Below are 25,543 nucleotides of genomic sequence, written 5' to 3' on the forward strand. Positions count from 1 at the left end.
CTCTCAAGCTCTACCGTCGGCGGACGAGGGCCGGACCGCGACCTCTTCCGGCGTTCTCAGGTCAATCCGGGAGAATCCCAGCTCCAGCAGGCGGCGGCGCTGGTCCATCTCGTCGAGCTGGATCAGGGCGGCGTCCTGGTTGGTGGCGGGCAGCTGGATCAGGCTGCCGTCCTTCAGGCGCAGGTCCCAGCGGCGCTCGTCCACGCGCACCAGGGCCTCCAGCCGGCTCATCAGGCGCGGGCGCTGGGCGATCAGCGGCAGCACCTCGGCGGCGGCCTGTTCGGCGCCCTTGCCCACGACCAGCGGAAGATTGGGATAGCGGCCGGCGTCGGCGCCCGGGATGACCTTGCCGTGGCCGTCGATGACCCAGGCCTGACCGGCCACCTGCCAGACGGCCAGGCGGTCATGCTCGGTGACGTCGATGATGAGGGTGTTGGGCAGCAGGCGCACGACCCGCGCCGACTTGACCCAGCCCACCGCCTCGACCCGTTCGCGCACGGCGTTCAGGTCGATCGAGGTCATGGCCTGACCGGCGTTAAGCTGCACCGCCCGCTGGATGGCGGCGGTGGCCTCGGGGCTCTCGCCCTCGATGTAGACCTTGTCCAGCTTCAGACCCATGCCGGCGGTCACCCCGTCCAGGCCATGGCCGATAGAGGCGCCGATCCGCTCGGCCCGCGCCCCGGTCGCCAGCACGGCGCCCAGCAGGACCACGCCGGCCGCGATCGAGATCACCACGGCGCGCGGCGACAGGTCGAGGCGGCCGATGGCCGCCATCTTGCCGGGAATGGCCTGGGCGTTGCGAGGTGCGCGGCCGCGCCCCTTGTTTGCGGGAGCCGCGCCGCGTTTTGCGGGCTGGTTCGAACTCTGTCGCCGACCGCCGCGAACTACCGCGGGCATGAGGCGTCCTCCACCATCCACCGGACCAGGTCTTTGTACGCCATCCCGCAGTAGGCGGCCTGCTCGGGAACGAGCGAGGTCGGCGTCATGCCTGGCTGGGTATTGACCTCCAAGAGGACCAGAACGTCCTTAAGATCGTCATAACGGAAGTCGGACCGGCTAACGCCTCGGCAACCCAACGCCTTGTGGGCCAGCTCGGCCTCCCGCATCGCGGCCTCGAACACATGGGCTGGCAGCTCGGCCGGAAGCTTGTGGACCGACCCGCCCGGCGCATACTTGGCCTCATAGTCATAGAAGCCCTTCACCGGAGTGATGTCGGTCACGGTCAGGGCGCGCGGGCCCGAGGCCTCGCCGATCACCGCGACCGCCAGCTCCTTGCCGGGGATGTAGGGCTCGACCATCACCTCGTCGCCATAGGTCCAGCCGGGCGCGCCGACCTCGGCCTGCGGGCCGTTGGCGCCTTCGGGCACCAGATAGACCCCGACCGACGATCCCTCGGCGTTGGGCTTGATCACATAGGGAGGCGGCAGGACGTGGCGGCGGGCCACCTCGAACCGGTTGAACAGGCCGCCGCCCGGCACCTCGACCCCGGCGGCGCGCAGGATCGACTTGGTCTTGTCCTTGTCCATGGTCAGGGCCGAGGCCAGGACGCCGGAGTGGGTGTAGGGAATCTGCAGGGTCTCCAGGATGCCCTGGACGCAGCCGTCCTCGCCCCATTCCCCGTGCAGGGCGTTCAGGATCACGTCGGGCTGCAGCGCGGTCAGCACCTGGGCCAGGTCGCGGCCCGCGTCGACGCGGGTGATCCGGGCGACCTGTCCTTCCAGAGCCTTCGCGCACTGCTCGCCCGAGCTCAGCGAGACCTCGCGCTCGGACGACAGCCCGCCCATCAGGACGGCGACGTGCAGATCGGAAAGCGGGCGGGTCATGATCGGCTCCGGGCATCTTCAGCGCCCCCCAACCGATTGCCGTGGGGACGGTTAAGAAGCCTTAACCAGAAGCGGCCCCGGGCGAGATAAATTGAGGGTGACCTGGTGACGGCGACAGCCGCCCGGCGCGTCAAGCGGCCCGGACGGCGGCCTCGTTCGGCGCCCGGGCCAGCACGATCGTCAGCCTGCCCCCGCCCAGGGCGCCGGGACCGAAGCACAGATCGCCGCCCAGCCGGCGCAGCTCGGCGCGATCAAAGGCCACCCCGTCCGCGGCCGGGGACGTGCGCCGGGCCGTGGCGAACCGCGTTTCGCGCTCGGTCAGGGTCCGCGCGCCGGCATCCTCGACGGTGACCTCCAGATGATCGTCGCCGGCCAGGCCGACGACCACCCGGACGGTCGTGCCCGCGGGCGCGGCGTCGACGGCGGCGCCCAGGGCGTCCTGAACCAGTCGCTTCAGGCGGTCGGCGTCTATGCCGGCGCGCCAGTAGGGCTCGCCGGACAGCGCCTGCAGCGAGACCCGGGCCCGATTGGCGCGGAAGCGCGCCGAGCCGATGGCCGCCTCCACGACCTCCGCGACCGACGACGCCCGCGATCCCCGTCCGCCGCCGTCCGCCAGCGCCACCATCTCGTGGCTGAGGCTCTCGATTTCCGCGCCGCTCTCGGCGATCCGGGCCAGCAGGTCGCGCTGGCGCTCGTTCAGTTCGCCCAGGCGGCCGCTTCTCAACATCTCCGCGACCGTGACCACCCCCGTCAGGGGCGAACGCAGCTCCTCGCCGACCTGTCCGATCAGCCGGGACTTGGCGGCGCTGTCCGTCTCGGCCTGGGCGCGGCGACGGTCCAGTTCGGCGGCGACGACATCCAGTTCCTTCAGCAGGGCCGCGAGGGGATAGGCGGTCAGGACCAGCGCGCCGAAGAAGACCGGCACGGCGATGCCAGGGTCCACGCCGAACTGCGGCAGGCGCGCGATGGGGCCCTGGCCCAGCAGGGCGGCGCCGATCACGGCGATGGCCACGGCCCCCACGCCCAGGGCTCCGCCCCGGTCGCGATCTCTCAGCACCGCCCACCCCACCAGAGGGAAGGCCAGGAAGATGACCGGAACCTGCGCCTGCCAGCACAGGACGAAACAGACCCCGCAGATGACCATGGGCGCGGTCAGCCCCTTCAGCCATGCGCCACGAACGACGGACCCCAGCGACAGGGCGAACGGCGCCACGACGGCCATGCCCATCATGTCGGCCAGAAGCCATGTGCCCGCCGCCCCCGCCAACGCCTCTCCGGTCATTCCCAGCCGGACCCACATGAAGAAGGCGGCGATCAGGGTCGAGGCCAGAGGGCCGCCCAGCACGGCGCCCAGCAGGAACTGACGCAGGTCGCGCAGACCGCACAACGGCATGGCGATCCGCCGCATGAACCAGGCGGCGACGCCGATCTCGACGACATTGGCGATCGGGAAGGCCACGGCGACCTCGACCGGCCGTCCCATGACCAGATTGGCCGTGACCATTCCGACGAGCGTCACCGCCAGCGCCAGTCGGCTCTCCCGCGGCGTCCGGCAGACCCGCAGGACATAGGCCAGCACCAGGGCGTTGGCCGGCCAGAAGGCGGTGATGCCCGGCGTGCCCGCGAAGAACAGCGAGGAGGCGTAGGACAGCAGGCCTGCCGTCAGACCGAGCATGACAAGCGCGATCAGGCGAACCGGCGTCAGACCGGGCCGGAGCGGGAAGGAGATCATGCCGCCAAGCTTGGCGAAGCGTGGTGAACGGAGGCTTAAGTCCGGGCGGCCGGGCGGCCGATGCGCTTGATCTCCCAGTCCAGCTGGACGCCCGTCTTGGCCAGCACGTCGGCGCGGACGGCGTCGCCCAGCCCCTCGATGTCCGCCGCGGTCGCCTCGCCCGGGTTGATCATGAAGTTGGAGTGCAGCTCGCTGAACATGGCCCCGCCCCCGGTGACCGCGTGCAGCTTGCCGCGCCATCCCGCCTCGTCGACCAGCTTCCAGCTGGAATGACCCTCGGGGTTCTTGAAGGTCGAGCCGCCGGTCTTCTCGCGGATTGGCTGGGTCTGCTCGCGGCGGCTGGTGATCTCGCTGATCTTGGCCGACACGGCTTCCGGATCGGCGGGCGTTCCGCGATAGACGGCCTCGACCCAGATGATGTCGGCGGGCGCCTCGGAGTGGCGGTAGGTGTAGCCGAAGTCGGCCAGCGCATAGTCCACGCGCTCGCCCTGGCGGGTCAGCCCCCAGGCGGAGACCAGGATGTCCTTGGTCTCGGAGCCGTAGCAGCCCGCGTTCATCGTCAGGGCGCCGCCGATGGTGCCCGGGATGCCCGCATAGAACTCCAGCCCGCCGATGCCCGCTTTCGCGGACGCCTTGGCCACCATCGAGTCCAGCGCGCCGGCGCCCGCCGTGACGGTGTCGCCGTCGGTCGTCACCTGCGCCCACGGACGCCCCGCCAGCCGGATCACCACGCCCTCGACCCCGCCGTCGCGCACGATGACGTTCGAACCGACGCCCAGCACCGTCACCGGCGTGGACGGGTCCAGCGCCTTCAGGAAGTCGGCCAGGTCCTCGGCGTCCGCCGGGATGAACAGGGCGTCGGCGTTTCCGCCCACCCGGAACCAGGTGAACGGCCCCAGCGGTTCATTCAGCAGCAGCTTGCCGCGGACGGTGGGGAGGGTGTCGAGCCGGGTCATGGGAAGTCCGATAGCGGCGCCGGAGCCGATGTCCAAGGGGGCAAGCGGTCGCCTGGCCTTAGCGTGCGACTCCGGCGCCGGTTTCACTGGCCCGCGCACCCCTCCATCCCCTAGCTTCGCCCCATGAAGCCCGCCGCGATCCTCACACTGGTTCTGTTATGGCTGATCGCGACGGTCGGCATGCTGCTGGGCTGGATCGCGTTCGTCTATGCGATCAACGTCTACACCGGGGTCTCGATCACGGCGGAGGCCGCGCTGAACCTGATCCTGACGACCTTCCTGGCCTTCGTAGGACTGCCGCTCGTCCATCGCGCCGTGCATCGATGGTCATGGCATGTCCGGCGCAAGCAGGATTCAGGCGCCTGGCGGGTCGGCGCGCCTATGCCCCGCTTCGGCTCGGAGCCGACCCTGCCGCCCCCTCGCGTGAAAAAGACGCCAGGCCAGATCATGCTCTACGTCGCGCTCTACGCCATCGGGATCGCATCCCTTTTGGCCGCCTATGCGCCGCTGTCCCACCAGCAGGCGTTGAACGAATTCCTCGGCCGGTTCAGCGCAGGGCGCGCCTCCTTCTCCAGCCTGGCCAATCTGGTTCTCGTCTTCTTGCCGATGGCCCTGAGCTTCGCCGTGCTGCTCCCCTTCATCGACGCGGATCAGAAGCGGATGAAGGCGGGCGGCCTGGATGACGCCGAGATCCTGAGGCTGAAGGATCGGCAGGAATGGCTGACCTCGTTCGCGACGGCCTTCGTCATGGTCGGCTTCCTGGCCTTCGTCGCCGGAAACATGATTCTGGATCACTTGGGATAGCTGCGGCCTACCCCAACGCCTCCAACTGCGCCGGCAGGGCGTAGGCCCAGCTGGTGATGTCGCCGGCGCCCAGCAGGACGACGAGATCGCCGGGCTTCGCCTCTTCGCGGATGGTGCGCGGCAGGACGGCGGCGTTCTCCAGCGGCTGCACGGAGCGGTGGCCGAAGCGGCGGATGCCGTCGACCAGCGCATGCTTGTCCACGCCCTCGATGGGCGCCTCGCCCGCCGGATAGACGTCGGCCACGATCACCACGTCGGCGTCCGAGAAGCAGGTCGAGAACTCCTCCATCAGGTCGCGCAGGCGGGTGTAGCGGTGCGGCTGGACCACGGCGATGACGCGGCCCTCGGCCACCTGGCGCGCGGCCTTCAGCACGGCGGCGATCTCGACCGGGTGGTGGCCGTAGTCGTCGATGACGCGCACGCCATTGGCGACGCCCGTGGTCGTGAAGCGACGCTTCACCCCGCCGAAGCCGGCCAGGCCCGACTTGATGGCTTCGTCCGACACGTCCAGCTCGCGCGCCACGGCGATGGCGGCCAGGGCGTTGGAGACATTGTGCCAGCCGGCCATGGGCAGGTGCAGGCCCTCGATGCGGATCGGCTCTTCCAGCGCGGCCACGCCCTGCTGCTGGATCACCACGTCGAAGCGGCAGCCGTCGGGGCCCATGTCGCAATTCTCGGCCCGGACCATCGCCTGCGGATTGATCCCGTAGGTGACCAGACGCCGGTTATCGATCGAGGCGACCAGCCGCTGCACCTCGGGATGGTCCAGGCAGACGGCGGCGAAGCCGTAGAAGGGGATGTTCTCGACGAAGTCCACGAACGCCTTCCGGACGCCGTCGAAGTCGCCGTAGTGGTCCAGGTGCTCCGGGTCGATGTTGGTGACGATCGCCACCGTCGACTTCAGGCGCAGGAAGCTGCCGTCGCTCTCGTCGGCCTCGACCACGATCCAGTCGCCGTCGCCGACCTTGGCGTTGGTGCCGTAGGCGTTGATGATCCCGCCGTTGACCACCGTCGGGTCCAGCCCGGCGGCGTCCAGCAGGGCCGCGACCATCGAGGTCGTCGTCGTCTTGCCGTGGGTGCCGCCGACCGCGATGGAGAACTGCAGCCGCATCAGCTCGGCCAGCATCTCGGCCCGGCGGACCAGGGGGATGCGGCGCTCGCGCGCGGCCATCATCTCCGGGTTCGAGGCCTTGACCGCCGTCGAATAGACCACCGCCGAGACGCCGTCGGCGACATGGGCTGCGTCATGGCCGATGAAAACCTTGGCACCCAGTTTCTCCAGCCGCTCGGTGTTGGCGCTGGCCTTGGCGTCCGAGCCCTGCACCGCATAGCCGATCTTCAGCATGATCTCGGCGATGCCGCTCATGCCGATGCCGCCTATGCCGACGAAGTGGACGGGGCCGAGGTCGAACGGAACGGGGCGAAGGCGAGCGATCATCGAAGCGGGTTAGCAGGGGTTTGAAGGGAATGCATCACCCGCCGTCGGCGTCCGGAAAGTGATTAGTGGTTAGTGATTAGTGGTTGGCCGCTTCACCGGCAGGTGTCGTCCTGCACTCGCGGCGCAGCATCGAACCACTAATCACTAACCACTAATCACTTGGCCGCACCGGAGCCCGACGCCCGGGCGCCCTGCCCGTCCCGTCAGTCCTCCGACACGAAGTCCTGCGCGAACTCCGGGCCGTCGTCGGCGCCGTCCAGCAGCGGGGTCTCTTCGCCGTCCGGCGCGCGGCTCGGGTCGGGGACCTCGAAGCCGACGGGGATGGACAGGTCCAGCAGGCCCGCCGCCTTCATCTCCTGCACGCCCGGCAGGTCGTACAGGCTGGCCAGGCTGAAATGCTCCAGGAACTTGTCGGCGGTGGCGTAGGTGACCGGGCGGCCCGGCGTGCGGCGGCGGCCCTTCAACTTCACGAACCCCATCTCCAGCAGCAGATCCAGCGTGCCCTTGGACAGGGAGACGCCGCGCACGCTCTCGATCTCGGCGCGGGTGCAGGGCTGGTGGTAGGCGATGATGGCCAGGGTCTCGAGCGCGGCCTTGGACAGGCGGCGCGGCTCCTCACGCTCCTCGGTCATCATGAAGCTGAGGTCGGCGGCGGTGCGGAAGCGCCAGCGGTCGGCCACGCACTCCAGCTCGACGCCCCGGCCCTGGTAGCGTTCGCGCAGGCCCGAGATGGCCCCGCCCACGTCCGCGCCCTCGGGCAGGCGGCGCGCGATCTCGGCGGCCGACAGCGGCCCGGCGGCGGCGAACAGCAGCGCCTCGACTCGGCGCTCGATCTCCATGTGGTCGGGGGCGAACTGAAGGCTCATGGGGTCAGTTCCAGCGGCAGGCCCTGGCCGCGGCGCTTGAGGAAGATGTCGGCGAAGGCCTCGGCCTGCTTCACGTCCATGGCCCCCTCCTTTACCAGCTCCAGACTGGCCGACAGGGTAGACGCCGTATAGCTGGCCTGCGAGGGGCCTTCCTCGTCGCCGTGCTTCTCGGGGGCGATCTTCTCCAGCGGCGTCCACTGCTCCAGCCGAGGCAGGACCTCGCGCAGCCAGTCGCGCGCGGCCTCCAGCTGGAAGGCCTCGACCCGCTGGCCGGGATTGTAGCGCCGCTGCTCCTCGCGCCGCCGCTGCTGCACATAGGCCGCCATCAGCTCATACAGGCTGGCGTCGATGCGGTCAGACGGAACGATGACCAGCGCCTCCGGATCGCCGCGGGTGAAGACGTCGCGCTTCAGCTGCGGCCGCGACTGGATCGCCTCCACCGCCTTGCGCATGGCCTCCAGCTTCTGCAGCCGGAACGCCAGGGCGGCGGCCATCTCCTCGGCCGGGACCTCGTCGCCCTTGCCCTTCTCGTTGCGCGGCAGCAGCAGGCGCGACTTCAGATAGGCCAGCCAGGACGCCATCACGAGATAGTCGGCGGCCAGGGCGAAGTTGCGCCGCCGCGCCTCGTGCACGAAGGCCAGATACTGCTCGGCCAGCCGGGTGATCGACAGCTTCAGCAGGTCCACCTTCTGCGTCCGCGCCAGCGCCAGCAGCACATGCAGCGGGCCTTCGTAACCTTCCAGATCGACCACGAAGGCGTCGCGCTCGTCCGCCTGATCGACGGCTGCGAAGTCCAGATTGGGCTGGAAGGCGTCGGTCATGGGATCAGGCCTGCGCCTCCGCCACGTCCGGCCCCTTCGCCGCCTCCAGCCGCCCGCCCATCAGGGCGTCGAACCGGTCGCGGGCTTCGCGGTAGTCCAGCGGCTCTGGCGTGTGAACGATACGGGCAAGGGCCGCGTCCGCGCGGCGCCGGGCGCCGCCCTTCAACTTGCCGACGCCCTCGGCCACCTGGCGCATCTCGTCCATGACGCCGTTCCAGTGGATGACCAGGTCGCAGCCGGCCTTGAGCGACATCCGCGCCCGCTCGGTCAGGGTGCCGGACAGGGCGTTCATCACCAGATCGTCCGACAGCAGCAGGCCGCCGAAGCCCAGCCGCTCGCGGATCATCCTGATCGCCTTCTTCGACTGGGTCGCCGGGCGCTTGGGGTCTATGGCCGTGAAGATGATGTGGGCCGTCATGCCGATGGGCATGTCCGACAGCGCCTTGAACGGCGCGAAGTCCCAGCCGTCCAGGGTGTCCAGATCCGCATGGACGGTCGGAAGTTCCTTGTGGGTGTCGGCGAAGGCGCGGCCGTGGCCGGGCATGTGCTTGATCACCGGCAGGACGCCGCCCGCCAGCAACCCCTCGGCGGCGGCGCGGGCCAGTTGCGCCACCGTCGCCGGATCGCGGGCGTAGGCGCGGTCGCCGATGATGTCGTGGGCGCCCGGCACCGGCACGTCCAGGACGGGCGCGCAGTCGACGTCGATGCCGACCTCTTTCAGCTCATGCGCCATCAGGCGCGCGCCCAGCCGGACCAGCTCGCGGGCCGCCAGCGGATCGTTGGTCGCCTTCAGATAGGCGTCGCCCGGCGGGTATTTGGGCCAGTGCGGCGGCCCCAGGCGCTGGACCCGGCCGCCCTCCTGGTCGATCAGGATGGGGGCCTTCGGATCATCGATGCTGTCGCGCAGCTCGGCGGTCAGGGCCCGCACCTGGTCCGGGCTGTCCACATTGCGCCGGAACAGGATGAAACCCCACGGCCTGACCTCGGCGAAGAAGGCCTTCTCCTCCGCCGTCAGCCGATGGCCGCTACAGCCGTAGATCGCCGCCGTGGTCACCGGGGATCAGCGCACGATGCAGTCGCCGCCGCCAGACTTGATGGCGGTGCACAGGGCCGTCGCCTGGTCGCGGCTGAGGCCCGTCACCGTGGTGCGGTACAGGGTCGAGCCGGAAGACGAGGTCACCTCCTGCACCCGGCGGCTGGCGCCGCGGGTCAGCGACGGATAGCGGCCGACGACCTGGCCGTACTCGCGCTCGGCGATGGCCGGGGTCGAGAAGGCGCCGATCTGCACGCCCGAGGTTCCGCCGGCGGCGGGGGGCGTGGCGGGCTCGGCCTTCTCGGCCGGCGGCGCCGTCACGGCGGGCGGGGCCGGGCGGGTCACGGGCGTCGGCAGGGGCGCGCCTTCGACCGGACGCGGCAGGGGACGCGGCTGGACCGCTTCGGGCGGCGGAGTGAAGGTCGGGATCGCGGTCGGGGCCTCGGCGCCGGAATAGACGTCGATGCCGGCTTCCGGGTCGATCGGCTGGGCGTCGACGGGCGCGGCGGCCTTCATTTCGCCGACGGGCGTGCCCACGGCGGGCGGCGCGTCGTTCGAGGAGCGCGGACCGGCGCGATAATAGACCACCACCGCGATGATCAGCAGCACCAGCACCACGCCGGAGATGATCAGGGTCAGCGGCGGAGACTTGCCGCCGCCTCCACCGCCGCCGCCATGTCCGCCGCCGCGGCGCGGATCATAGCCGCCGCGCTCGAACGGCAGGTCGTCGTCGGTCGGCGGGGTGTAGGCGCCGCGGTCGCGGCCCGGATTCGGACGGTAGGGATCTTCGTGGGACATGGCCGCGCCTTGGAAACGTCGCCGACCGCGAATCGCCCGCGTCGGCCAACTACTCTACCCGCCCCGACGAGGGTTACGAATCACAGATCGAGGGCCAGGTCGAGGCTGAACAGCTTCTTGTGTTCCTCGATGGCGTAGCGGTCGGTCATCCCGGCGATGTAGTCGCACACCGCCCGGGCCCGCCGGGTCTCATCGCCGCCCTGGGCGGGGCCTGACCATTCCGGCGGCATGGTCTCGGGCTCGGCCATGAACAGCTGGAACATCTCGGCCAGGATCCGCCGCGCCTGGCTGCGGGTCCGGTTGACGCGATAGTGGCGGTACATCCGCTCGAACAGGAACTTCCTCAGCACGCCCAGGTCCGCCAGCATCGCGGGCGAGAAAGCCACCAGCGTCCGCGAGGCCGTGCGCACGTCCTCCGTGGAACGGACGCCGTCGGCCTCCAGCCGCCGCTCGGTCTCGGCCAGCACGTCCTCGATCATGACCCCGATCATGCGGCGCACCGCCTCGATACGGACCATCCGCTCGTCAATGGCCGGCCAGTCGGCGCGGACGCCGCGCAGCACCGGCCCGATCAGGGGCACGTCGGACAGGTCGTCCAGGGTGAACAGGCCCGCCTGCACTCCGTCGTCCACGTCGTGGTTGTTGTAGGCGATGTCGTCGGCGATGGCGGCGGCCTGGGCCTCCAGCGAGGCGAAGCTGTTCAGCCGCAGGTCCCAGCCCGGGGCGTAGTCGGCGATGGCGCGCCAGGCGGGCTCGTCCAGCCGATGGCTGACCGGACCGTTGTGCTTGACCACGCCCTCGACCGTCTCCCAGCTCAGGTTCAGGCCGTCGAACTGAGGATAGCGCTCCTCCAGCTTGGTCACGACGCGGAAGGTCTGGACGTTGTGGTCGAAGCCGCCCCACGGGGCCATCTGGGCCTGCAGCTCGTCCTCGCCCGCATGGCCGAAGGGCGGATGGCCCAGGTCGTGGGCCAGGGCCACCGTCTCGGCCAGGTCGGTGTCCAGCCTCAGCGCATGCGCCAGCGAGCGGGCGATCTGGGCCACTTCCAGCGAGTGGGTCAGGCGGGTGCGGTAGTGGTCGCCCTCGTGCGCCACGAAGACCTGGGTCTTCTCCTTCAGGCGGCGGAAGGCGGTGGCGTGGATGATCCGGTCGCGGTCGCGGGCGAAGGCGTTGCGGGTGCGGCTGATCGGCTCGGGCGACAGCCGGCCTCGGCTGTGCTCGGGATATTCGGCGTAGGACGCGCGCTCAGGGATCAAGTTCGGCTGCTCATTCGCTCAGGCGCCCTTTGCGAACGCCCGTCCGCGCCTCATATAGGCCTGCGTGAGCACCGTCCAATCCGCACCGACCTTCGCCGTCTCCGCCCCCACCGGCGGTCATGGCCTGACCCTGTCCGAAAGCGCCGCCCGGCGCCTGGCGAAGCTGGGCGAGGCCGAGGGCCATCCGGTGCTGCTGCGCGTCGCGGTGGACGGCGGCGGCTGCTCGGGCTTCCAGTACCGCTTCGAACTGATCGAGGCCAGCGACGCCGACGACATCCGCATCGAGACCGACGGCCAGGCCGCCGTGGTCGACACCGTCTCCCTGCCCTTCCTCAAGGGCTCCGAGATCGCCTTCGTCGACGACCTGGCCGGCGCCCAGTTCGTAGTGCGCAACCCGAACGCGGCGTCCAGCTGCGGCTGCGGCGTCAGCTTCTCGATCTAGTCCCGCACCAGCCCGCCATCGACCACCAGGTTCTGCCCCGTCACCGCCCGGCTCCAGGGCGAGGCGAAGAACAGGACGGCGTCGGCGAACTCTTCGGGCGTCGTGACCGACCGCAGCGGGGTCATGCCTGCGATCAGGTCGAAGACCGCCTCGGGCGTGGCCGCGCTGGCGTCCGTGGTGCGCAGCAGGCCGCCGGAGACCATGTTGACCGTGATCCCCTGCGGACCGAGGTCGGCGGCCGCCGTCCGGGTCAGGCTGAGCAGGGCGGCCTTGGCGGCGGTGTAGTCGTGGTAGGGCACGACCGGGTTCTGGAACAGGTTGGTGCCGATGTTGACCACCCGGCCGAAGCCGATCCCGGCCATGCCCGGCGCCGTGGCCTGGATGACGTTCAGGGCGCCGCGCACGACAGTGGCGAACTGGTCCTCCATCTCGGACCAGTCGAGGTCGGCGAACTGCGACCGGCCGTCCCCATTGAAGCTGTAGTCCAGGGCGTTGTTGACCACGGTGGTGACCGGAGCGCCGAAGACGTCCTCGGCCATGGCGACCATTTCCCGCACCGCCTCGCGGTCGGTGACGTCGGCGCGAAAGGCGACGGCCTGTTCAGGAAACTCGTCGACCAGTTCGCGGGCGGCGGTCTCGCTGGCGCGGAAGTTGATGACGACGCGGGCGCCCTGGGCGGCGAAGGCGCGGATCACGGCTGCGCCGACGCCGCGCGCGCCGCCGGTGACGAGGACGATCTGCTCTTCGAGTTTCATCAGGCCAGGGTCTCCTGGAAGCGGACCGGACGGCCGTGGGCGGTCCCCTGCAGCTCGCCATCGCGCATGACGACGCGGCCGCGCACGATGGTGGCCTTGGCCTGGCCGGTGGCCTCGAAGCCGTCGAACGGGGTCCAGCCCGAGCGGGTGGCCATGTCCTCGTGCCTGAGGACGTGCTTGGCCTTCAGGTCGACGATGGTCAGGTCGCCGTCATAGCCCTCGGCCATGCGGCCCTTGCCGGCGATGCCGAAGACGCGGTTGGCGCCGTGGCTGGTCAGGTCGATGAAGCGGTCCAGCGTCAGCCGCCCGTTGGCGACGTGGGTCAGCATGACCGGCACCAGCGTCTGCACCCCCGGCATGCCCGAGGGCGAGGCGGGGTAAGGCCGGGCCTTCTCCTCCAGCGTATGCGGCGCGTGGTCCGAGCCCAGCACGTCGGCAACGCCCTGCTCCACCCCGCGCCACAGGCCGGCGATGTGGTAGTTGTTGCGGATCGGCGGATTCATCTGGGCCAGGCCCTTGAGGCGGTCATAGGCCTCGTCGCCGTCCAGGGTCAGGTGCTGGGGCGTGACCTCGACGGTGGCGACGTCCTTGTGCCCGGCCAGGAACTCGATCTCCTCGGCGGTGGTCACGTGCAGCACGTGGATGCGGGCGCCGGTCTCCTTGGCCAGCCCGACGAGGCGCCGGGTGGACATGATGGCGCTCTCGGGGTCGCGGACCTCCGGGTGGCTGGTCCAGTCGCCGGTGCGGGCCAGGGGGCGGCGCTCCACGAGGCGGTACTCATCCTCGGAGTGGAAGGTGGCGCGGCGCTTCACATGGCGCAGCACCTCGCGCACGCCGTCGTCGTCGGCCACCAGGAGGGTGCCGGTCGAGGCGCCCATGAAGACCTTGACCCCGCAGCAGCCGGGCAGGCGCTCCAGCTCGGCCAGGTATTTCGCGTTCTCGTGGGTGCCGCCGATGTAGAAGGCGTGGTCGGTCCACATGCGGTCGCGGGCGCGGTCCAGCTTGTCGGCCAGGGTGTCCGGATCGGTGGTGTTGGGCTCGGTGTTCGGCATCTCGAACACGGCGGTGACCCCGCCCAAGGCCGCGGCGCGCGAGCCGGTCTCCAGATCTTCCTTCCACTCCAGACCGGGTTCGCGGAAGTGGACCTGGGTGTCGATGACCCCCGGCAGGACCGTCAGCCCCGTCGCGTCGAACGTCTCGCCCGCCGAGGCCTGGCCGAGGTCGCCGATGAAGGCGATCTTGCCGTCGATGATGCCGACGTCGGCGAGGCCGCGTCCGGCGTGATTGGCGACTTCGCCGCCGCGAACGATCAGGTCATAGGTCATGGGCCGCCTGAATAGTCCGAAAGCGGGCGGAAGGCAGGATGCGCGCGCAAAAAAAGACAGTGCGAAGAGTGCGAACGGGGCGGATCGAAAACACCGTCCGAAGCGTCCGATGCGTCCGGATAGGTCGGGTAGCAACAGGCCGTAGAGTAGCCGATGGGTGCGTCAGGAATGGACGTACGGCCTCCTCCGCATAAACGGGATGCGCAACGGCGAAGGTCGGCGTAAAGCCGCGCCATGTTCGATCTTGCCCCTGAAATCCTCGCCCTGCTGTTCGCCGCGGCGGTGCTCGCCGGATTCGTGGACGCCATCGCCGGGGGCGGCGGGCTGATTACCGTTCCGGCCCTGCTGGCGGCGGGCGTGCCGCCGGTGGCGGCGATCGCGACCAACAAGATCCAGGGGAGCTTCGGCACGGCGGCGGCCACATACACGTTCTGGCGCAAGGGGCGGATCGACTTCGCCCTGCTGAAATGGCCATTGATCGCGACGGCGGTTGGGGCGGCGCTGGGCGCCTTTACCGTGACGTTCGTGGACACGACCTGGCTGATGGTCCTACTGCCCGTCCTTCTGGCCGGGATCGCGGTCTATTTTCTGGTCGGACCCAAGGCGAGCGATGAGGATGTGCACGCCCGGCTGACCCCCTTCGCCTTCGGCGCCGTGACCGGCGGCATCGGCTTCTATGACGGTTTCTTCGGACCGGGCGCCGGGTCCTTCTTCGCCCTGGCGCTGGTCACCTTGCTGGGTATGGGGCTGACGCGGGCGACAGCGCACACCAAGGCGCTGAACCTGGCCAGCAATGTCGTCTCGGTGGTGGTCTTCGCCATCGGCGGCCATGCGCTTTGGCTGATCGGCCTGATGATGGCGGTCGGTCAGGTGATCGGCGGCTGGCTAGGGTCGCACGCCGCCATGCGGTTTGGGCCGAAACTGATCCGCCCCCTTCTGGTGATCGTCTGCCTGGCGATGGTGGCCAAGCTGCTGTCCGACCCGGCCAATCCGCTGCGCATCTGGCTGCTGGGCCTGACCTGAGGCGGCTCAGGCCGCCCGCTCGGCCAGCACCTTCCTGGCGGCCTTGAGCACGCGGTCGGCGGGGACCTCGTTCATGTGCAGGATGGCCTGGTTGAGGCCCGGATCGATCTTGCGGAACTCCTCCACCGAGCGGGGGCCGCGCACCACCACGCCGGTCCAGGGACCGCGCACCGTCTCGTCGGAGGGGCCGTAGGCCGCCACCACCGGCGCGCCGGCGGCGACCGCCAGCTGGGTCCAGACCGAGTCGCCGCCCAGATAGAGGGCCGCCCGCTCCAGCACCGCCAGCGCCTGCACCATCGACAGCTTGCCCGGCAGTTCGCTGGTGCGGTTGCGCGGCATGGCCAGGCGGATGGTGTGGCCCGCGTCCTTGTCCTTCTCGTCGCCGAGCACGACCACCCGCCCCCCCGCCAGCGGCCCGTCGTTGGTCAGGGTGGCGGCGAGGGTCGCATAGCGTTCGGGCGGCCATTCGCGGCCGACCCAGTCGGCGCCCGGCGCGATGACCAGCAGGGGCGCGCCGTCCTGCGACAGCAGGGGCTCGATGGAGGCGCGGGTGGCGTCGGACACGAACAGTCGCGGGGCCGGGACCTCGTCCAGCTGCAGCACGCGGGCGGCCAGTTCGACCTTGTGCACGCCCGCCTCGTCCTTGCCGCGCACGGCCCGCTTCTGGCGGCTGAGCTTGCCCGAGAAGGTGGTGCCGCGCATGTCGACGATCAGGCCCCATTTGATCGCGCGGACCTGGTTCCACAGGCCGAGCCATTCGAGGCGGCCCTCCTTCTCCAGCACGATCAGCTTGTCGAGGCGCGGGGTGTCGGCGAACAGGGGCGCGCTCTGCGGCGAACCGACAATGGTGAAGCTGGCCTGCGGCATGGCGTCGACCAGATACGCGAGCACGCCCGAGGACATCACTGCGTCGTCTGCGCCGGCCTCGGCGAGGTAGAGAATGGGGAAACGGCCCGCCATGCGCTGGTTGTACAGGGATTCTCGTCACGTCAGCGGGACATGACGCCCTGATGCAAGCAAGCTGTGGACGGACGGACTTCAGTTGACCCGGTCCCGTCTTTCTGGCGTCGCTCCGCGATGAGCCTGCCCCTCCTCCCCGACCGCGAATGCGGCGGCTGTGTCGAATGCTGCCGCGTCATTCCGCTGGACCTGCCCGAACTGGCCAAGCCCACGGGCGAGCTGTGTGGCTATTGCGTCGACGGTTCGGGCTGCGCCGTGCATGCGATCCGGCCGCAGACCTGCCGGATCTGGTTCTGCCTGTGGCGCGTGATCGAACTGGGCGACGACTGGCGGCCCGACCGCAGCGGCGTGATCGTGCGTCCCGACGGGATCGATGAGGGAGTGATCACCCTGTACGTCCTGCGCCGCAGCGACTTCCTGGCGTCCGAGGGATTGTTCGTCGTGGTCGCCGGCTGGCTGGCCGAGGGGATCGAGGTGGCGCTGAGCGTGCCGGGGCCTGTCGGCTTCTTCCCCGCGCGGGCGGTGGTGACGGAGTGGCTGAGGCCGGCGATCGAGGCGGGCGATCCGGGGATGTTCCTCAGGCGGGTGCTGCGGTCCCTCGACAAGCTGGAACAGCATGAGTGGCAGCCGGACGGGGTGACGGCGCGGTATGCGGTGGGGAGCGGCTGAGGCCGGCCGGCGATCCGCCGTCTGCATGACCTCTGCACGCCAAGGCCTTCCAAACTCCACGTGACGGTTGTGTGAGTCCTCCGCACAGTGACCGGCATGATCACTCGCATCCCCCAATCCGCCCGCGCCATCGCGGCCGTCGCCATCGCCGCGCTCGGCGGATGCGACGAGGTGGACAAGCCGGACCTCCAACTGGCCCGCGCGGTCCGAGCCGGTGCGATCGAGGCCTGCATTCGCGGGGCGGAGTGGATCCCCGGAAAGCTGTCCAGTTCTGTCTGGAACACCCATCGGAACGGCGACTTGATGACCGGCGTCGTGGCCGAACCGGTCGTCCGGCTGGCGGAGGCGCCACAGTTGACGGGAAGCACGCCTGGAAACGCGGTCTTCTGCACGGTTGCGATCGCGATAGACGACCCTGCCAGTCCAACGACTGCGATTCAGGCCTACGAGATCAGTCTCGGCAATGACCTCGGCCGCGACTTCGCCGACATCAACCTGCGCGGCGCCGTCGGCGTGAAACTCTATGCCGAGGCCAGTGAGGCGGTGACGGGCGGCGTCGCGGTCTGGGACCCATCCGACCTGGCGTGCAGCCGTCGCAATCCCCGCGCCCTTGTTTCGCAGGCCATTGCGTCGGCGACCGTTCGCTCGGCGGTGGCTCGTTGGCGACGGACGGCCTCCGATCGTGGGATCAGCCTGCCCGACTGGACCCGGACGATCGGCGATGCGGCGGGCAGGGCGCGTCAGGGCGTGAACCAATCCACGCGCCTCGCCTTCGCCGGCGTCTGCGACCCTCGTGGTTGCGACAAGGGCGCGGCCACCATCGTGTTCGATCCGACCGATCCTTCGGACCAGCCCACCGGCCTGCTGAGTACGCAGGCCCGCGACACGGGTCGGCAAATCTACCGAGCCTTCGGCTTTGACGCGGGAAGCGCCTTGGGATGCGCCCATATGGCGATGGCTGAACTCCGGGGACAGTGAAGTCGCCTGCGAGCAGGAGGATGACGATGGCGGCCGGAAACCCTATCTACCCTCCCATGACCACCCGCACCGCCCGCCTGCCCTCCCGCGCCCTGATCCGGATCGGCGGGCCGGACGCCAAGCCCTTCCTGCACAATCTGCTGACGCAGGACGTGGAGACGATCGGCGAGGGCGAACTGAGGTTCGGCGCCCTGCTGTCGCCACCGGGGCGGCTGCTGTTCGACCTGTTCATTTTCGGCGAGGCGGACGGCGTGCTGCTGGACGTGGCGGCTGAGCGGCGGGACGCCCTGATCCAGCGGCTGTCGATGTACAGGCTACGCGCCGCCGTGACCGTCGAGGCGGACGACCGCGCGGTGTTCGTCGGCTGGGCCGGCGTGGTCGAGGGTTTCGCGGTCGATCCGCGCGAGCCGGCGCTGGGCGGGCGGCGCTATGGCGGCGCGCTGGACACCAACGCCGTGGAGGACGACTGGCAGGCGCACCGGCTGACCGTGGGCGTGCCCGATCCGAGCGCGGACGCGCCGTCGGACAAGACCTATCCGATCGAGGCCGATTTCGACCTGCTGAACGGCATCGATTTCCAGAAGGGCTGTTTCATCGGCCAGGAGACGACCTCGCGCATGAAACGACGGGGGGCGATCCGCAACCGCATGCTGCCGCTGGAATTCGACGGCCCGCCTCCGCCGTTCGGAGCCGAGGTGCTGAACGGAGAGCTGCGCGCCGGCGAGGTGCTGAGCGGGCGCGACGGCGTCGCCATGGCCCTGGTGCGGCTGGACCGGCTGGAGGGCGAGCTTACGGTAGAGGGGCGTCCGGTGCGGGTGCGGCGTCCTGATTGGCTGCCGGCCCCATTGCCTGCGGCCGAGTGATTGTGCACTGCAGCGCAAAGGCTTGCGTCTGACCCGAAAAGGGACGATCTAGCCGCCGTAGGTTTTTTTAGAGGATGCTCTCGATGTCCGATCCCGTCGTCATCTGTTCCTTCGCCCGCACGCCCATGGGCGGCTTCCAGGGCGCCCTGACCGGCGTCAAGGCCACCGAGCTGGGCGCCGTCGCGGTCAAGGCTGCGGTCGAGCGCGCGGGCGTCGCGCCGGAGAAGGTCGAGCAGATCTACATGGGCTGCGTTCTGCCCGCCGGCCTGGGTCAGGCCCCGGCCCGTCAGGCCGCCATCGGCGCGGGCCTGGGCCAGCACGTCGAGGCGACGACGGTGAACAAGATGTGCGGCTCGGGCCTGCAGGCCGTGATGATGGCCGCGGATTCGATCAGGGCCGGTTCGGCCGACATCATCGTGGCGGGCGGCATGGAGTCGATGACCGGCGCCCCCTACCTGATGAACAAGCATCGCGGCGGCGCCCGCATCGGCCACGACGTCATCGTCGACTCGATGATGATGGACGGACTGGAAGACGCCTATCAGCCGGGCAAGCCGATGGGCTCGTTCGCCCAGGACACCGCCAATGCGTACCAGTTCACCCGCGAGGACCAGGACGCCTACGCCATCGAGAGCCTGAGCCGCGCCAACGCGGCCGTCACCGGCGGCGCCTTCGCCGGCGAAGTGGTTCCGGTCGAGGTCCAGTCGCGCAAGGGACCGGTCACGGTCAGCGAGGACGAACAGCCCGCCAAGGCCGATCCGTCCAAGATCCCCAATCTGAAGCCCGCCTTCGCCAAGGACGGCACCATCACCGCGGCCTCCTCGGCTTCGATCTCGGACGGCGCCGCCGCCCTGGTCGTGACGCGCGAGAGCGTGGCGCGGGCGCTGGGCATGCCGGTGCTGGCCCGCATCGTCGGCCACTCGGCCCACGCGCAGGAGCCCGCCCTGTTCACCACCGCCCCGGTCCCGGCGATCCGCAAGACCCTGGCCAAGGCCGGCTGGTCGGTCGAGGACGTCGATCTGTGGGAGGTGAACGAGGCCTTCGCCGTGGTGCCGATGATCGCCATGCGCGAACTGGGCATTTCTCACGCCAAGCTGAACGTGAACGGCGGCGCGACGGCCCTGGGCCACCCCATCGGCGCCTCTGGCGCCCGGGTGCTGGCCACCCTGCTGGCGGCGCTCCAGGCGCGCGGCGGGACGAAGGGCGTGGCGAGCCTGTGCATCGGCGGCGGTGAAGCCGTGGCGATGGCGGTGGAGCTGGCGTAACTCAAGACTCTCCCTCCCCCTCTGGGGAGGGTGGACCGCGAAGCGGGACGGGTGGGGAGCGGCGCCCCGTCCTTACGAACCCCACCTTGTCGTCGCTGCGCGCCGACATCCCTCCCCCACAAAGGGGGAGGGAGACGCTCTTACGCCGCCGCCGCGAACATCCCGTCCAGGCGCGCGTAGCCGGCTTCCATGCCGTCGGTCATGCCCGACATCTTGGCGCCGTCGCGGGCTTCCTGCGAGGCGTAGAGGATGTGGGTGCGCAGGATCGTCCCGTCGCCGTCGTCATGCAGGGACTGGGTGACCAGGGTCTCGCCGCCGGTCCAGTCCTCGTCGAACTTTTCGGTCGCGACCATGCGGTCGTCCGGCACGATCTCCTTGAAGGTGCTGGTCAGGCCCATGCGGGCGTCGCCGCGCGCCCATTCGAAGCGCATCTCGCCGCCGACGCGCAGGTCGATCGTGCAGACCGGCATGGTCCAGCCGTCGGGACCCAGCAGCCATTTGCGCACCAGGTCGGGCTCGGTCAGGGCCCGCCACACCTGCGGGCGGGCGGCGGCGAAACGGCGCTCGATCAGGATCTCGCGGTCGCCGGGGGTCATCAGTTTCAGGGTCATCGGGGCATCCTCCATCAGTCGCCGGTCGCGCCGGTCGTTTTGAGTTCCTCGAGCACCGCGTCGAGCGCCGCATAGCGGCTGTCGAACAGGGTGCGCAGTTCGATCAGGAAGTCGTTGGCGATCACGAGAGCCTCCGGCTCCAGCTTGCGGGGACGGCGCTGGGCGTCCTGTCCGGTCGAGATCAGCCCCGCCCGTTCCAGCACCTTGAGATGTTTCGAGATGGCCGGCTGGCTCATGTCGAAGGGCGCGGCCAGCTCGCTGACCGAGGCCTCGCCCTTGGCCAGCCGGCGCAGGATGGCGCGGCGGGTCGGGTCGGCCAGGGCGGCGAAGGTCTCGTCCAGTTTCAGCGCGGCGGCGGCCATGTTCATAACCCCATCGTTGTATAACTTTATGGTTATATTCTGAAGCGGAGTCAAGCGGCTTGTCGGCGCGGGCGGCGGCGGCCTAGCCTGAGCCTCAGGAGACCGCCCCATGATCACCACCCGCAGAGGCGCGCTGGGCCTGGCCGCAGCCGCCGCGACGCCCCTTCCCGTCCTGACGATGACACCGGTGTCGCAGACGGTGGCGCCGCCCGACCCGACCGAGACGATCCGCCTGTGGCCGGGTGCGGCGCCCGGCGGCGCGCGGGTGACCGCGACGCCGGTGGTGACCGAGCGCTCGACCGATCCCGCCTTTCACGACCGCTTCGCCCGCTACACGACCGAGCCGATCCTGATGGTCCTGCGGCCCGCCCGGCCGAATGGGGCGAGCCTGCTGCTGATCCCCGGCGGCGGCTACAAATGGGCCGCCGTCGACAAGGAGGGGCTGGACTGTGCGCGGGTGTTCGCGGCGGCGGGCATCACCTGTTTCGTGCTGCGCTACCGCCTGCCCGGCGACGGCTGGGCGGCGGGGCCGGACGCGCCGCTGCAGGACGCCCAGCGGGCGCTGCGGCTGGTGCGGGCGCGCGCGGCGGCGGACGGACTGGACCCGGCGCGGGTGGCGGTGCTGGGCGCCTCGGCGGGCGGACACCTGGCCGGGATGCTGACGGCGCGGACGGATCAGACCTATGCGGCGGTCGATGACGTGGACGCCGTGTCGATGCGGCCTGATCTGTCGATCCTGCTCTATCCGGTGGCGACCATGGCCGCGCCCTTCGCCCACGCCGGGTCGCGCCGGGAGATGCTGGGCGAGACGCCGTCGGCGGAGGCGGTGGAGCGCTATTCGCTGGAGCGGATGGACTGGCGCGGGCGGCCGCCGGTCTTCCTGCTGCACGCGATGGATGACGAGGCGGTGCCGGTGGAGAACAGCCTGCAGCTGCTGACGGCGCTGAAGGCCGCAGGCGTGAAGGCGGAGGCGCACCTGTTCGAGGAGGGCGGCCACGGTTTCGGGATCCGCCTGATCGAAGGCAAGCCGGCGGCGATCTGGCCGGAGCTGGTGTTGCGATGGGCGGTGCGGCGGGGGTGGGTGGGCTAGGAATCTCCCTCCCCTTATGGGGAGGGATGTCGGCGCGAAGCGGCGACAGGGTGGGGCTCGTATCCGGGCGCGCGGTTCCCCACCCGTCCCGCTTCGCGGTCCAGCCTCCCCATAAGGGGAGGGAGAAGCGTCACTCCTCCTCGTCCCCCAGCAGGTCCGCGGGGTCGAAGTCGTAGTCCAGCAGATCCGCAGGCCGGCACTCCAGGGCCGCGCACAGCTTGGCCAGGGTGCGGAAGCGGATGCCCTTCACCTTGCCCGAGCGGAACAGGGACAGCTGGGTCTCGCTGAGACCGACCTGCTGGGCGAGGTCGCGGGCCTTCAGGCCCTTGCGGACGATCAGCTGGTCGAGGGTCACGCGGATGGGCATCAGATCATTTCGTCCAGCTCGGCCTGGACCTTGCCCGCCTGTTCGATCACCCGGCCCAGCAGGAACAGGGCGCCGCCGATCATCCCCAGCGTCATACCCGCCACGTCGAAATTCAGAAAGCCGCCCTGCCCCATGTGCAGAACGCGCATCAGGTTGGTCACGATGAAGACGCTGAGCACCCCGCCGACGCCGAGCGCCAGGCCGACGCGCCGCAGGGTCGAGGCGAGGGTCGGCTGGATCAGCCGCCCCTTGCCGATCTGGCCCACGCCCGTCCCGATGGACCAGACCCCGAACAGATAGCAGAAGGCCGGCAGGCCGTACTGCAGCGTGCCCTGCAGCACGTCCGGGTAGCCCATCATCCCGCGCGTCCAGGCGATGATCGGGGCGACGACATAGGCCAGCGCCATCAGGGCCCCGACGCTGCACACCATGAAGATCGACAGCCAGCGGAACTGGCGGCAGCGCAGGCGGAAGCGGTCGATGTCGGCAGCGGCCATGAGGGTCTCCGGAATCTGTCTTGTCTTTAATCTTGACTTAAAGACGAGAGCTTCGCAACTTTATATGAGAGTTAAACGAATCGAGAGCGCCGACCATGAACGCCGCCATTGAAACCCGCGCCCTGACGCGCCGGTTCAAACGCCATCTGGCCGTCGACGCCGTGTCGATGACCGTGCCGGACAAGGCCGTCTACGGCTTTCTGGGCCGCAACGGCGCGGGCAAGACGACGACGCTGAAGATGCTGCTGGGCCTGATCGCTCCGACCTCGGGCGCGGCCCGGGTCGCCGGCGTCGATGTGGCCCGGGACCGGCTGGCCGCCGCGCGGCGGGTCGGGGCGCTGCTGGAGGCGCATGGCTTCTATGTTAACCTGTCCGGCCGCGAGAACCTGGACCTGACGCGGACCCTGCTGGGCCTGCCCAAGACCGAGATCGACCGGGTGCTGGACGTGGTCGAGATGCGCGAGCACGCCGGCAAGCCGGTCAGCGACTTCTCGCTGGGGATGCGGCAGCGCCTGGGCCTGGCCCGGGCCATGCTGGGCGCGCCGCCGGTGCTGATCCTGGACGAGCCGACCAACGGGCTGGATCCGGACGGCATCGCCGACATGCGCCGCTTCCTGCGCGCCCTGCCCGAGCGGACCGGGGCGACGGTGCTGCTGTCCAGCCACCTGCTGGGCGAGATCGAGCAGACGGCGACGCACGTGGGTATTCTCAGCGAGGGCCGGCTGGTGCTGGAGGGCGAGCTGGAACGGCTGAAGGCCGAACTGGCGCCCGAGATCGCCTTCCAGACCGACGACCTGCCGCGCGCCGCGGCGCTGGCCAAGGCCCGCGGCTTCGACCTGACCCTGGGCGAGGGCGGCGCGGTGGCGCGCCTGAAACCCGGCGAGGACGCCCGCTCCGCCTCCGCCGCCCTGAACCGCGCGCTGGTCGAGGCCGACCTGGCCGTCTTCGCCATCGGGCCGCGCGCCCGGTCGCTGGAAGGCATCTACCGCGACGTTTCCTCCCCCGCCTCCAACCTCCAGCCGGAGACCGTCTGATGCTCGCCGTCCTGTCCGTCGAAGCCCGCAAGCTGAACCGCTCGCTGGCCGCCCTTCTCGCCGTCGCCGCGCCCTCGCTGATCGCGGTGTTCGGCTTTTTCATGCTGCTGCGCAGCACCAGGGCCCAGCCCTGGGACATGTGGATGACCAACGCCGCCGGCGTCTGGGCCTTCTTCATGATGCCGATGAGCGTGACGGCCCTGACCGCTCTGGTGGCGCACATGGAGCATGGCCCGAAGAGCTGGGACCACCTGCGCGCCCTGCCCCTGCCCCGCTGGAAGCTGTACGCGGCCAAGGCGATCTGCGTGCTGGTCCTGCTGGCCCTGATGAGCGCGGCGGTGCTGGCGTTCAGCTGGGCGGCGGTGAGCCTGGCCGGCGCGATCAAGCCGGCCGTGGCCGCCACCGGACCGTTCGACCTGGCGCAGTACGCCCGCGTCATGGCCATGATGTTCGGCGCGGGGCTGCTGATGGTCGCGATCCAGCTGTGGATCGCGCTGCGCTACGCCAGCTTCGTGCCGGGCCTGGTCGTCGGGATCGGCGGCACCTTCTTCGCCGTGGTGGCGACCGCGGCCAAGCAGGGCGTCTTCCTGCCCTGGCAGATGCCGGTCAACATGCTAGCCACGGAAGCCTGGCGGGTGAACACGGCCCTGGGCCTGGGCGGCGGCCTGGGACTGGTCGCCCTGATCCTGATGACCGTCCATCTGGCGCGACGCGAGGTGCTGTGACCGCGGGGCGGCGTCCGCGCGCATCAGGCGGGTGATGGAAGCCTGTCCTGTGGTCAGCACGATCATCGGCCGACTCCTGCGATTGCGAACGATTTGCAGATTTGCCCGAATTTGAACGGCTGGCAAGCGGGACGGTGGAAAAAGCCGAAAGCGCCGCGGTCGGCCCTTTCGCCGGCCGCCGCACGGGGTCACAACAGGGTGTGTCGGATGGCGATCCACAACAGGACACACCCCAATGCGTGAAGACGGAAAGCTGGACTATTTCGAACTGCCGGGCGGCGACATGCCGACGGTGAAGGCCTTCTACGGCGCGGCCTTCGGCTGGACGTTCGTCGACTACGGGCCGGAGTACGCGGCGTTCAACGAGGGGCTGGACGGCGGCTTCAACGCCCACGCCGCTCCGGATGACACGAAGACGCCCCGGCCCGTGCTCTGGGCGGACGACATCGAGGCCATGCAGGCCAGGGTCGAGGCCGCGGGCGGGACCATCCTGAAGCCGATCTTCGCCTTCCCCGGCGGGCGGCGGTTCCACTTCCGCGATCCGGCGGGCACCGAGCTGGCGGTCTGGTCGGAGAGCTGACGCCTAGCGGACGTCGACCGACTGGGCGATCTGCTCCGCCAGCGCCCGGTCGGTGCCGTCCAGGGTCATGGTCCAGACATGGACCTCGCGCGGCGCGTCCGGACGCTGGAACAGATGCTCCATGGCGTGCCGCTGGCCGTCCTCGGTGACGACGACGCTGGCGCGCCCGCCCGCCTCGACCGTCTCGCCGGTATAGATCGGGAACTGCGAGGCCGGACCGGCATAGACCATGGCGAACGAGCGCTCGCCGCGGCGGATCGTATAGATCTTGAAGTCCGGACCGGGGCGGCCGGTGACGATCTGGAAGCCTGCCGGCAATTCGACCGTGAACGGCAGGGCCGCGCGGGCGGCGGCGTCCAGCACCGTGACCGTGGACACGGCCGGCGGCGGCGGCGGCGGCGCGACCGGCGCGGGCGTCGGGGCCGCTGAAGGCGCCGGCGTCGGAGTCGGAGCGGGGGTCGGGGCCGGCG

General features: G+C 70.1%; 29 protein-coding genes. 11 read left to right on the forward strand and 18 right to left on the reverse strand.

The features are described from left to right. Positions 1-3: 3 nt before the first annotated feature. The 4 genes from AC07NB_RS16420 to murB all read right to left on the reverse strand — a co-directional run bounded on the left by AC07NB_RS16420 (position 4) and on the right by murB (position 4,511). Positions 4-897 (reverse strand): cell division protein FtsQ/DivIB, encoded by an 894-nt coding sequence (locus tag AC07NB_RS16420; protein ID WP_291836740.1) that lies wholly within the window; start codon positions 895-897, stop codon positions 4-6. After that, a complete protein-coding gene (locus tag AC07NB_RS16425) occupies positions 885-1,823 on the reverse strand; it encodes a D-alanine--D-alanine ligase (RefSeq protein WP_494572335.1) in 939 nt (312 codons plus the stop codon). The genes AC07NB_RS16420 and AC07NB_RS16425 overlap by 13 nt, the downstream gene beginning before the upstream one ends. Before the next feature lie 130 nt (positions 1,824-1,953). Further along, on the reverse strand, positions 1,954-3,555 hold the full coding sequence (locus AC07NB_RS16430) for an MASE1 domain-containing protein (protein WP_494572334.1): 1,602 nt from the start codon (positions 3,553-3,555) through the stop codon (positions 1,954-1,956). A 35-nt stretch (positions 3,556-3,590) separates the two neighbouring features. Continuing rightward, a complete protein-coding gene (gene murB / locus AC07NB_RS16435) occupies positions 3,591-4,511 on the reverse strand; it encodes a UDP-N-acetylmuramate dehydrogenase (RefSeq protein WP_492313720.1) in 921 nt (306 codons plus the stop codon). Positions 4,512-4,634: 123 nt separating this feature from the next. Between murB and AC07NB_RS16440 the strand changes: the two genes are divergently transcribed. Further along, positions 4,635-5,315, forward strand: a complete 681-nt coding sequence (locus AC07NB_RS16440; protein ID WP_291836736.1) for a hypothetical protein — start codon at positions 4,635-4,637, stop codon at positions 5,313-5,315. Positions 5,316-5,322: 7 nt separating this feature from the next. Here AC07NB_RS16440 and murC read toward each other — a convergent pair whose 3' ends face one another. From murC to AC07NB_RS16470, 6 genes are all read right to left on the reverse strand, one after another. Next, a complete protein-coding gene (gene murC, locus AC07NB_RS16445) occupies positions 5,323-6,753 on the reverse strand; it encodes a UDP-N-acetylmuramate--L-alanine ligase (RefSeq protein ID WP_492313721.1) in 1,431 nt (476 codons plus the stop codon). A 203-nt stretch (positions 6,754-6,956) separates the two neighbouring features. Next, positions 6,957-7,619 carry an SMC-Scp complex subunit ScpB gene (gene scpB, locus AC07NB_RS16450; RefSeq protein ID WP_492313722.1) on the reverse strand — a complete coding sequence of 221 codons (663 nt, stop codon included), beginning with the start codon at positions 7,617-7,619 and terminating at the stop codon, positions 6,957-6,959. After that, positions 7,616-8,440 (reverse strand): segregation and condensation protein A, encoded by an 825-nt coding sequence (locus tag AC07NB_RS16455; protein WP_291836733.1) that lies wholly within the window; start codon positions 8,438-8,440, stop codon positions 7,616-7,618. The genes scpB and AC07NB_RS16455 overlap by 4 nt, the downstream gene beginning before the upstream one ends. 4 nt (positions 8,441-8,444) lie before the next feature. Beyond that, positions 8,445-9,494, reverse strand: coding sequence for a beta-N-acetylhexosaminidase (gene nagZ / locus AC07NB_RS16460; RefSeq protein ID WP_494572333.1), 1,050 nt, complete (start codon positions 9,492-9,494; stop codon positions 8,445-8,447). Between the two features lie 6 nt (positions 9,495-9,500). Next, positions 9,501-10,271 carry an SPOR domain-containing protein gene (locus AC07NB_RS16465; protein ID WP_494572332.1) on the reverse strand — a complete coding sequence of 257 codons (771 nt, stop codon included), beginning with the start codon at positions 10,269-10,271 and terminating at the stop codon, positions 9,501-9,503. An 80-nt stretch (positions 10,272-10,351) separates the two neighbouring features. Next, positions 10,352-11,527, reverse strand: coding sequence for a deoxyguanosinetriphosphate triphosphohydrolase (locus AC07NB_RS16470; RefSeq protein WP_494572331.1), 1,176 nt, complete (start codon positions 11,525-11,527; stop codon positions 10,352-10,354). Positions 11,528-11,591: 64 nt separating this feature from the next. Between AC07NB_RS16470 and erpA the strand changes: the two genes are divergently transcribed. Next, positions 11,592-11,969 (forward strand): iron-sulfur cluster insertion protein ErpA, encoded by a 378-nt coding sequence (gene erpA / locus AC07NB_RS16475; RefSeq protein WP_494572330.1) that lies wholly within the window; start codon positions 11,592-11,594, stop codon positions 11,967-11,969. Here the strand turns inward: erpA and AC07NB_RS16480 are convergent. Then, positions 11,966-12,724 (reverse strand): 3-oxoacyl-ACP reductase, encoded by a 759-nt coding sequence (locus AC07NB_RS16480; protein WP_492313727.1) that lies wholly within the window; start codon positions 12,722-12,724, stop codon positions 11,966-11,968. The genes erpA and AC07NB_RS16480 overlap by 4 nt on opposite strands. Then, positions 12,724-14,049 (reverse strand): dihydroorotase, encoded by a 1,326-nt coding sequence (locus AC07NB_RS16485; protein WP_494572329.1) that lies wholly within the window; start codon positions 14,047-14,049, stop codon positions 12,724-12,726. The genes AC07NB_RS16480 and AC07NB_RS16485 overlap by 1 nt, the downstream gene beginning before the upstream one ends. 234 nt (positions 14,050-14,283) lie before the next feature. Between AC07NB_RS16485 and AC07NB_RS16490 the strand changes: the two genes are divergently transcribed. Continuing rightward, positions 14,284-15,072: a TSUP family transporter gene (locus tag AC07NB_RS16490; RefSeq protein ID WP_494572328.1), complete on the forward strand. Its 789-nt coding sequence runs from the start codon at positions 14,284-14,286 to the stop codon at positions 15,070-15,072. A gap of 6 nt (positions 15,073-15,078) precedes the next feature. Here the strand turns inward: AC07NB_RS16490 and AC07NB_RS16495 are convergent, their stop codons facing one another. After that, a complete protein-coding gene (locus AC07NB_RS16495; protein WP_494572327.1) occupies positions 15,079-16,032 on the reverse strand; it encodes a glycosyltransferase family 9 protein in 954 nt (317 codons plus the stop codon). A 117-nt stretch (positions 16,033-16,149) separates the two neighbouring features. Here AC07NB_RS16495 and AC07NB_RS16500 point away from each other — a divergent pair, with 117 nt between their 5' ends. The 4 genes from AC07NB_RS16500 (at position 16,150) to AC07NB_RS16515 (ending at position 19,807) form a co-directional block, all read left to right on the forward strand. Continuing rightward, on the forward strand, positions 16,150-16,701 hold the full coding sequence (locus AC07NB_RS16500; RefSeq protein WP_494572326.1) for a PilZ domain-containing protein: 552 nt from the start codon (positions 16,150-16,152) through the stop codon (positions 16,699-16,701). A gap of 96 nt (positions 16,702-16,797) precedes the next feature. Next, positions 16,798-17,679 (forward strand): hypothetical protein, encoded by an 882-nt coding sequence (locus tag AC07NB_RS16505; protein WP_494572325.1) that lies wholly within the window; start codon positions 16,798-16,800, stop codon positions 17,677-17,679. 56 nt (positions 17,680-17,735) lie between these two features. After that, positions 17,736-18,542, forward strand: coding sequence for a CAF17-like 4Fe-4S cluster assembly/insertion protein YgfZ (gene ygfZ / locus AC07NB_RS16510; RefSeq protein ID WP_494572324.1), 807 nt, complete (start codon positions 17,736-17,738; stop codon positions 18,540-18,542). Positions 18,543-18,616: 74 nt separating this feature from the next. Next, positions 18,617-19,807 (forward strand): acetyl-CoA C-acyltransferase, encoded by a 1,191-nt coding sequence (locus AC07NB_RS16515; protein ID WP_494572323.1) that lies wholly within the window; start codon positions 18,617-18,619, stop codon positions 19,805-19,807. A 140-nt stretch (positions 19,808-19,947) separates the two neighbouring features. On the opposite strand, the gene AC07NB_RS16520 is transcribed toward AC07NB_RS16515, so the two are convergent. Further along, positions 19,948-20,418, reverse strand: coding sequence for an SRPBCC domain-containing protein (locus AC07NB_RS16520; protein ID WP_492313733.1), 471 nt, complete (start codon positions 20,416-20,418; stop codon positions 19,948-19,950). 14 nt (positions 20,419-20,432) lie between these two features. Further along, complete coding sequence (locus AC07NB_RS16525; RefSeq protein ID WP_494572322.1) at positions 20,433-20,780, reverse strand: ArsR/SmtB family transcription factor; 348 nt, start codon at positions 20,778-20,780, stop codon at positions 20,433-20,435. Between the two features lie 109 nt (positions 20,781-20,889). Here AC07NB_RS16525 and AC07NB_RS16530 point away from each other — a divergent pair, with 109 nt between their 5' ends. Continuing rightward, positions 20,890-21,870 carry an alpha/beta hydrolase gene (locus AC07NB_RS16530; RefSeq protein ID WP_494572321.1) on the forward strand — a complete coding sequence of 327 codons (981 nt, stop codon included), beginning with the start codon at positions 20,890-20,892 and terminating at the stop codon, positions 21,868-21,870. A 130-nt stretch (positions 21,871-22,000) separates the two neighbouring features. On the opposite strand, the gene AC07NB_RS16535 is transcribed toward AC07NB_RS16530, so the two are convergent. Both AC07NB_RS16535 and AC07NB_RS16540 read right to left on the reverse strand, forming a co-directional pair. Beyond that, positions 22,001-22,237 carry a helix-turn-helix domain-containing protein gene (locus tag AC07NB_RS16535; RefSeq protein ID WP_494572320.1) on the reverse strand — a complete coding sequence of 79 codons (237 nt, stop codon included), beginning with the start codon at positions 22,235-22,237 and terminating at the stop codon, positions 22,001-22,003. Beyond that, a complete protein-coding gene (locus tag AC07NB_RS16540) occupies positions 22,237-22,734 on the reverse strand; it encodes a DUF2975 domain-containing protein (protein ID WP_494572319.1) in 498 nt (165 codons plus the stop codon). The genes AC07NB_RS16535 and AC07NB_RS16540 overlap by 1 nt, the downstream gene beginning before the upstream one ends. Positions 22,735-22,829: 95 nt before the next feature. On the opposite strand from AC07NB_RS16540, the gene AC07NB_RS16545 reads away from it, so the two are divergent. The 3 genes from AC07NB_RS16545 to AC07NB_RS16555 all read left to right on the forward strand — a co-directional run bounded on the left by AC07NB_RS16545 (position 22,830) and on the right by AC07NB_RS16555 (position 25,073). Then, complete coding sequence (locus AC07NB_RS16545) at positions 22,830-23,768, forward strand: ABC transporter ATP-binding protein (RefSeq protein WP_291837465.1); 939 nt, start codon at positions 22,830-22,832, stop codon at positions 23,766-23,768. Then, positions 23,768-24,493: an ABC transporter permease gene (locus AC07NB_RS16550; protein ID WP_494572318.1), complete on the forward strand. Its 726-nt coding sequence runs from the start codon at positions 23,768-23,770 to the stop codon at positions 24,491-24,493. The genes AC07NB_RS16545 and AC07NB_RS16550 overlap by 1 nt, the downstream gene beginning before the upstream one ends. A 235-nt stretch (positions 24,494-24,728) precedes the next feature. Continuing rightward, positions 24,729-25,073, forward strand: coding sequence for a VOC family protein (locus tag AC07NB_RS16555; RefSeq protein WP_494572317.1), 345 nt, complete (start codon positions 24,729-24,731; stop codon positions 25,071-25,073). 3 nt (positions 25,074-25,076) lie between these two features. Here AC07NB_RS16555 and AC07NB_RS16560 read toward each other — a convergent pair. Continuing rightward, positions 25,077-25,543, reverse strand: a 467-nt coding sequence (locus AC07NB_RS16560; RefSeq protein ID WP_494572592.1) for a hypothetical protein, incomplete at its 5' end; no start/stop codon positions are given.

Source organism: Brevundimonas sp. GW821-FHT09G01 (genome assembly GCF_059416065.1).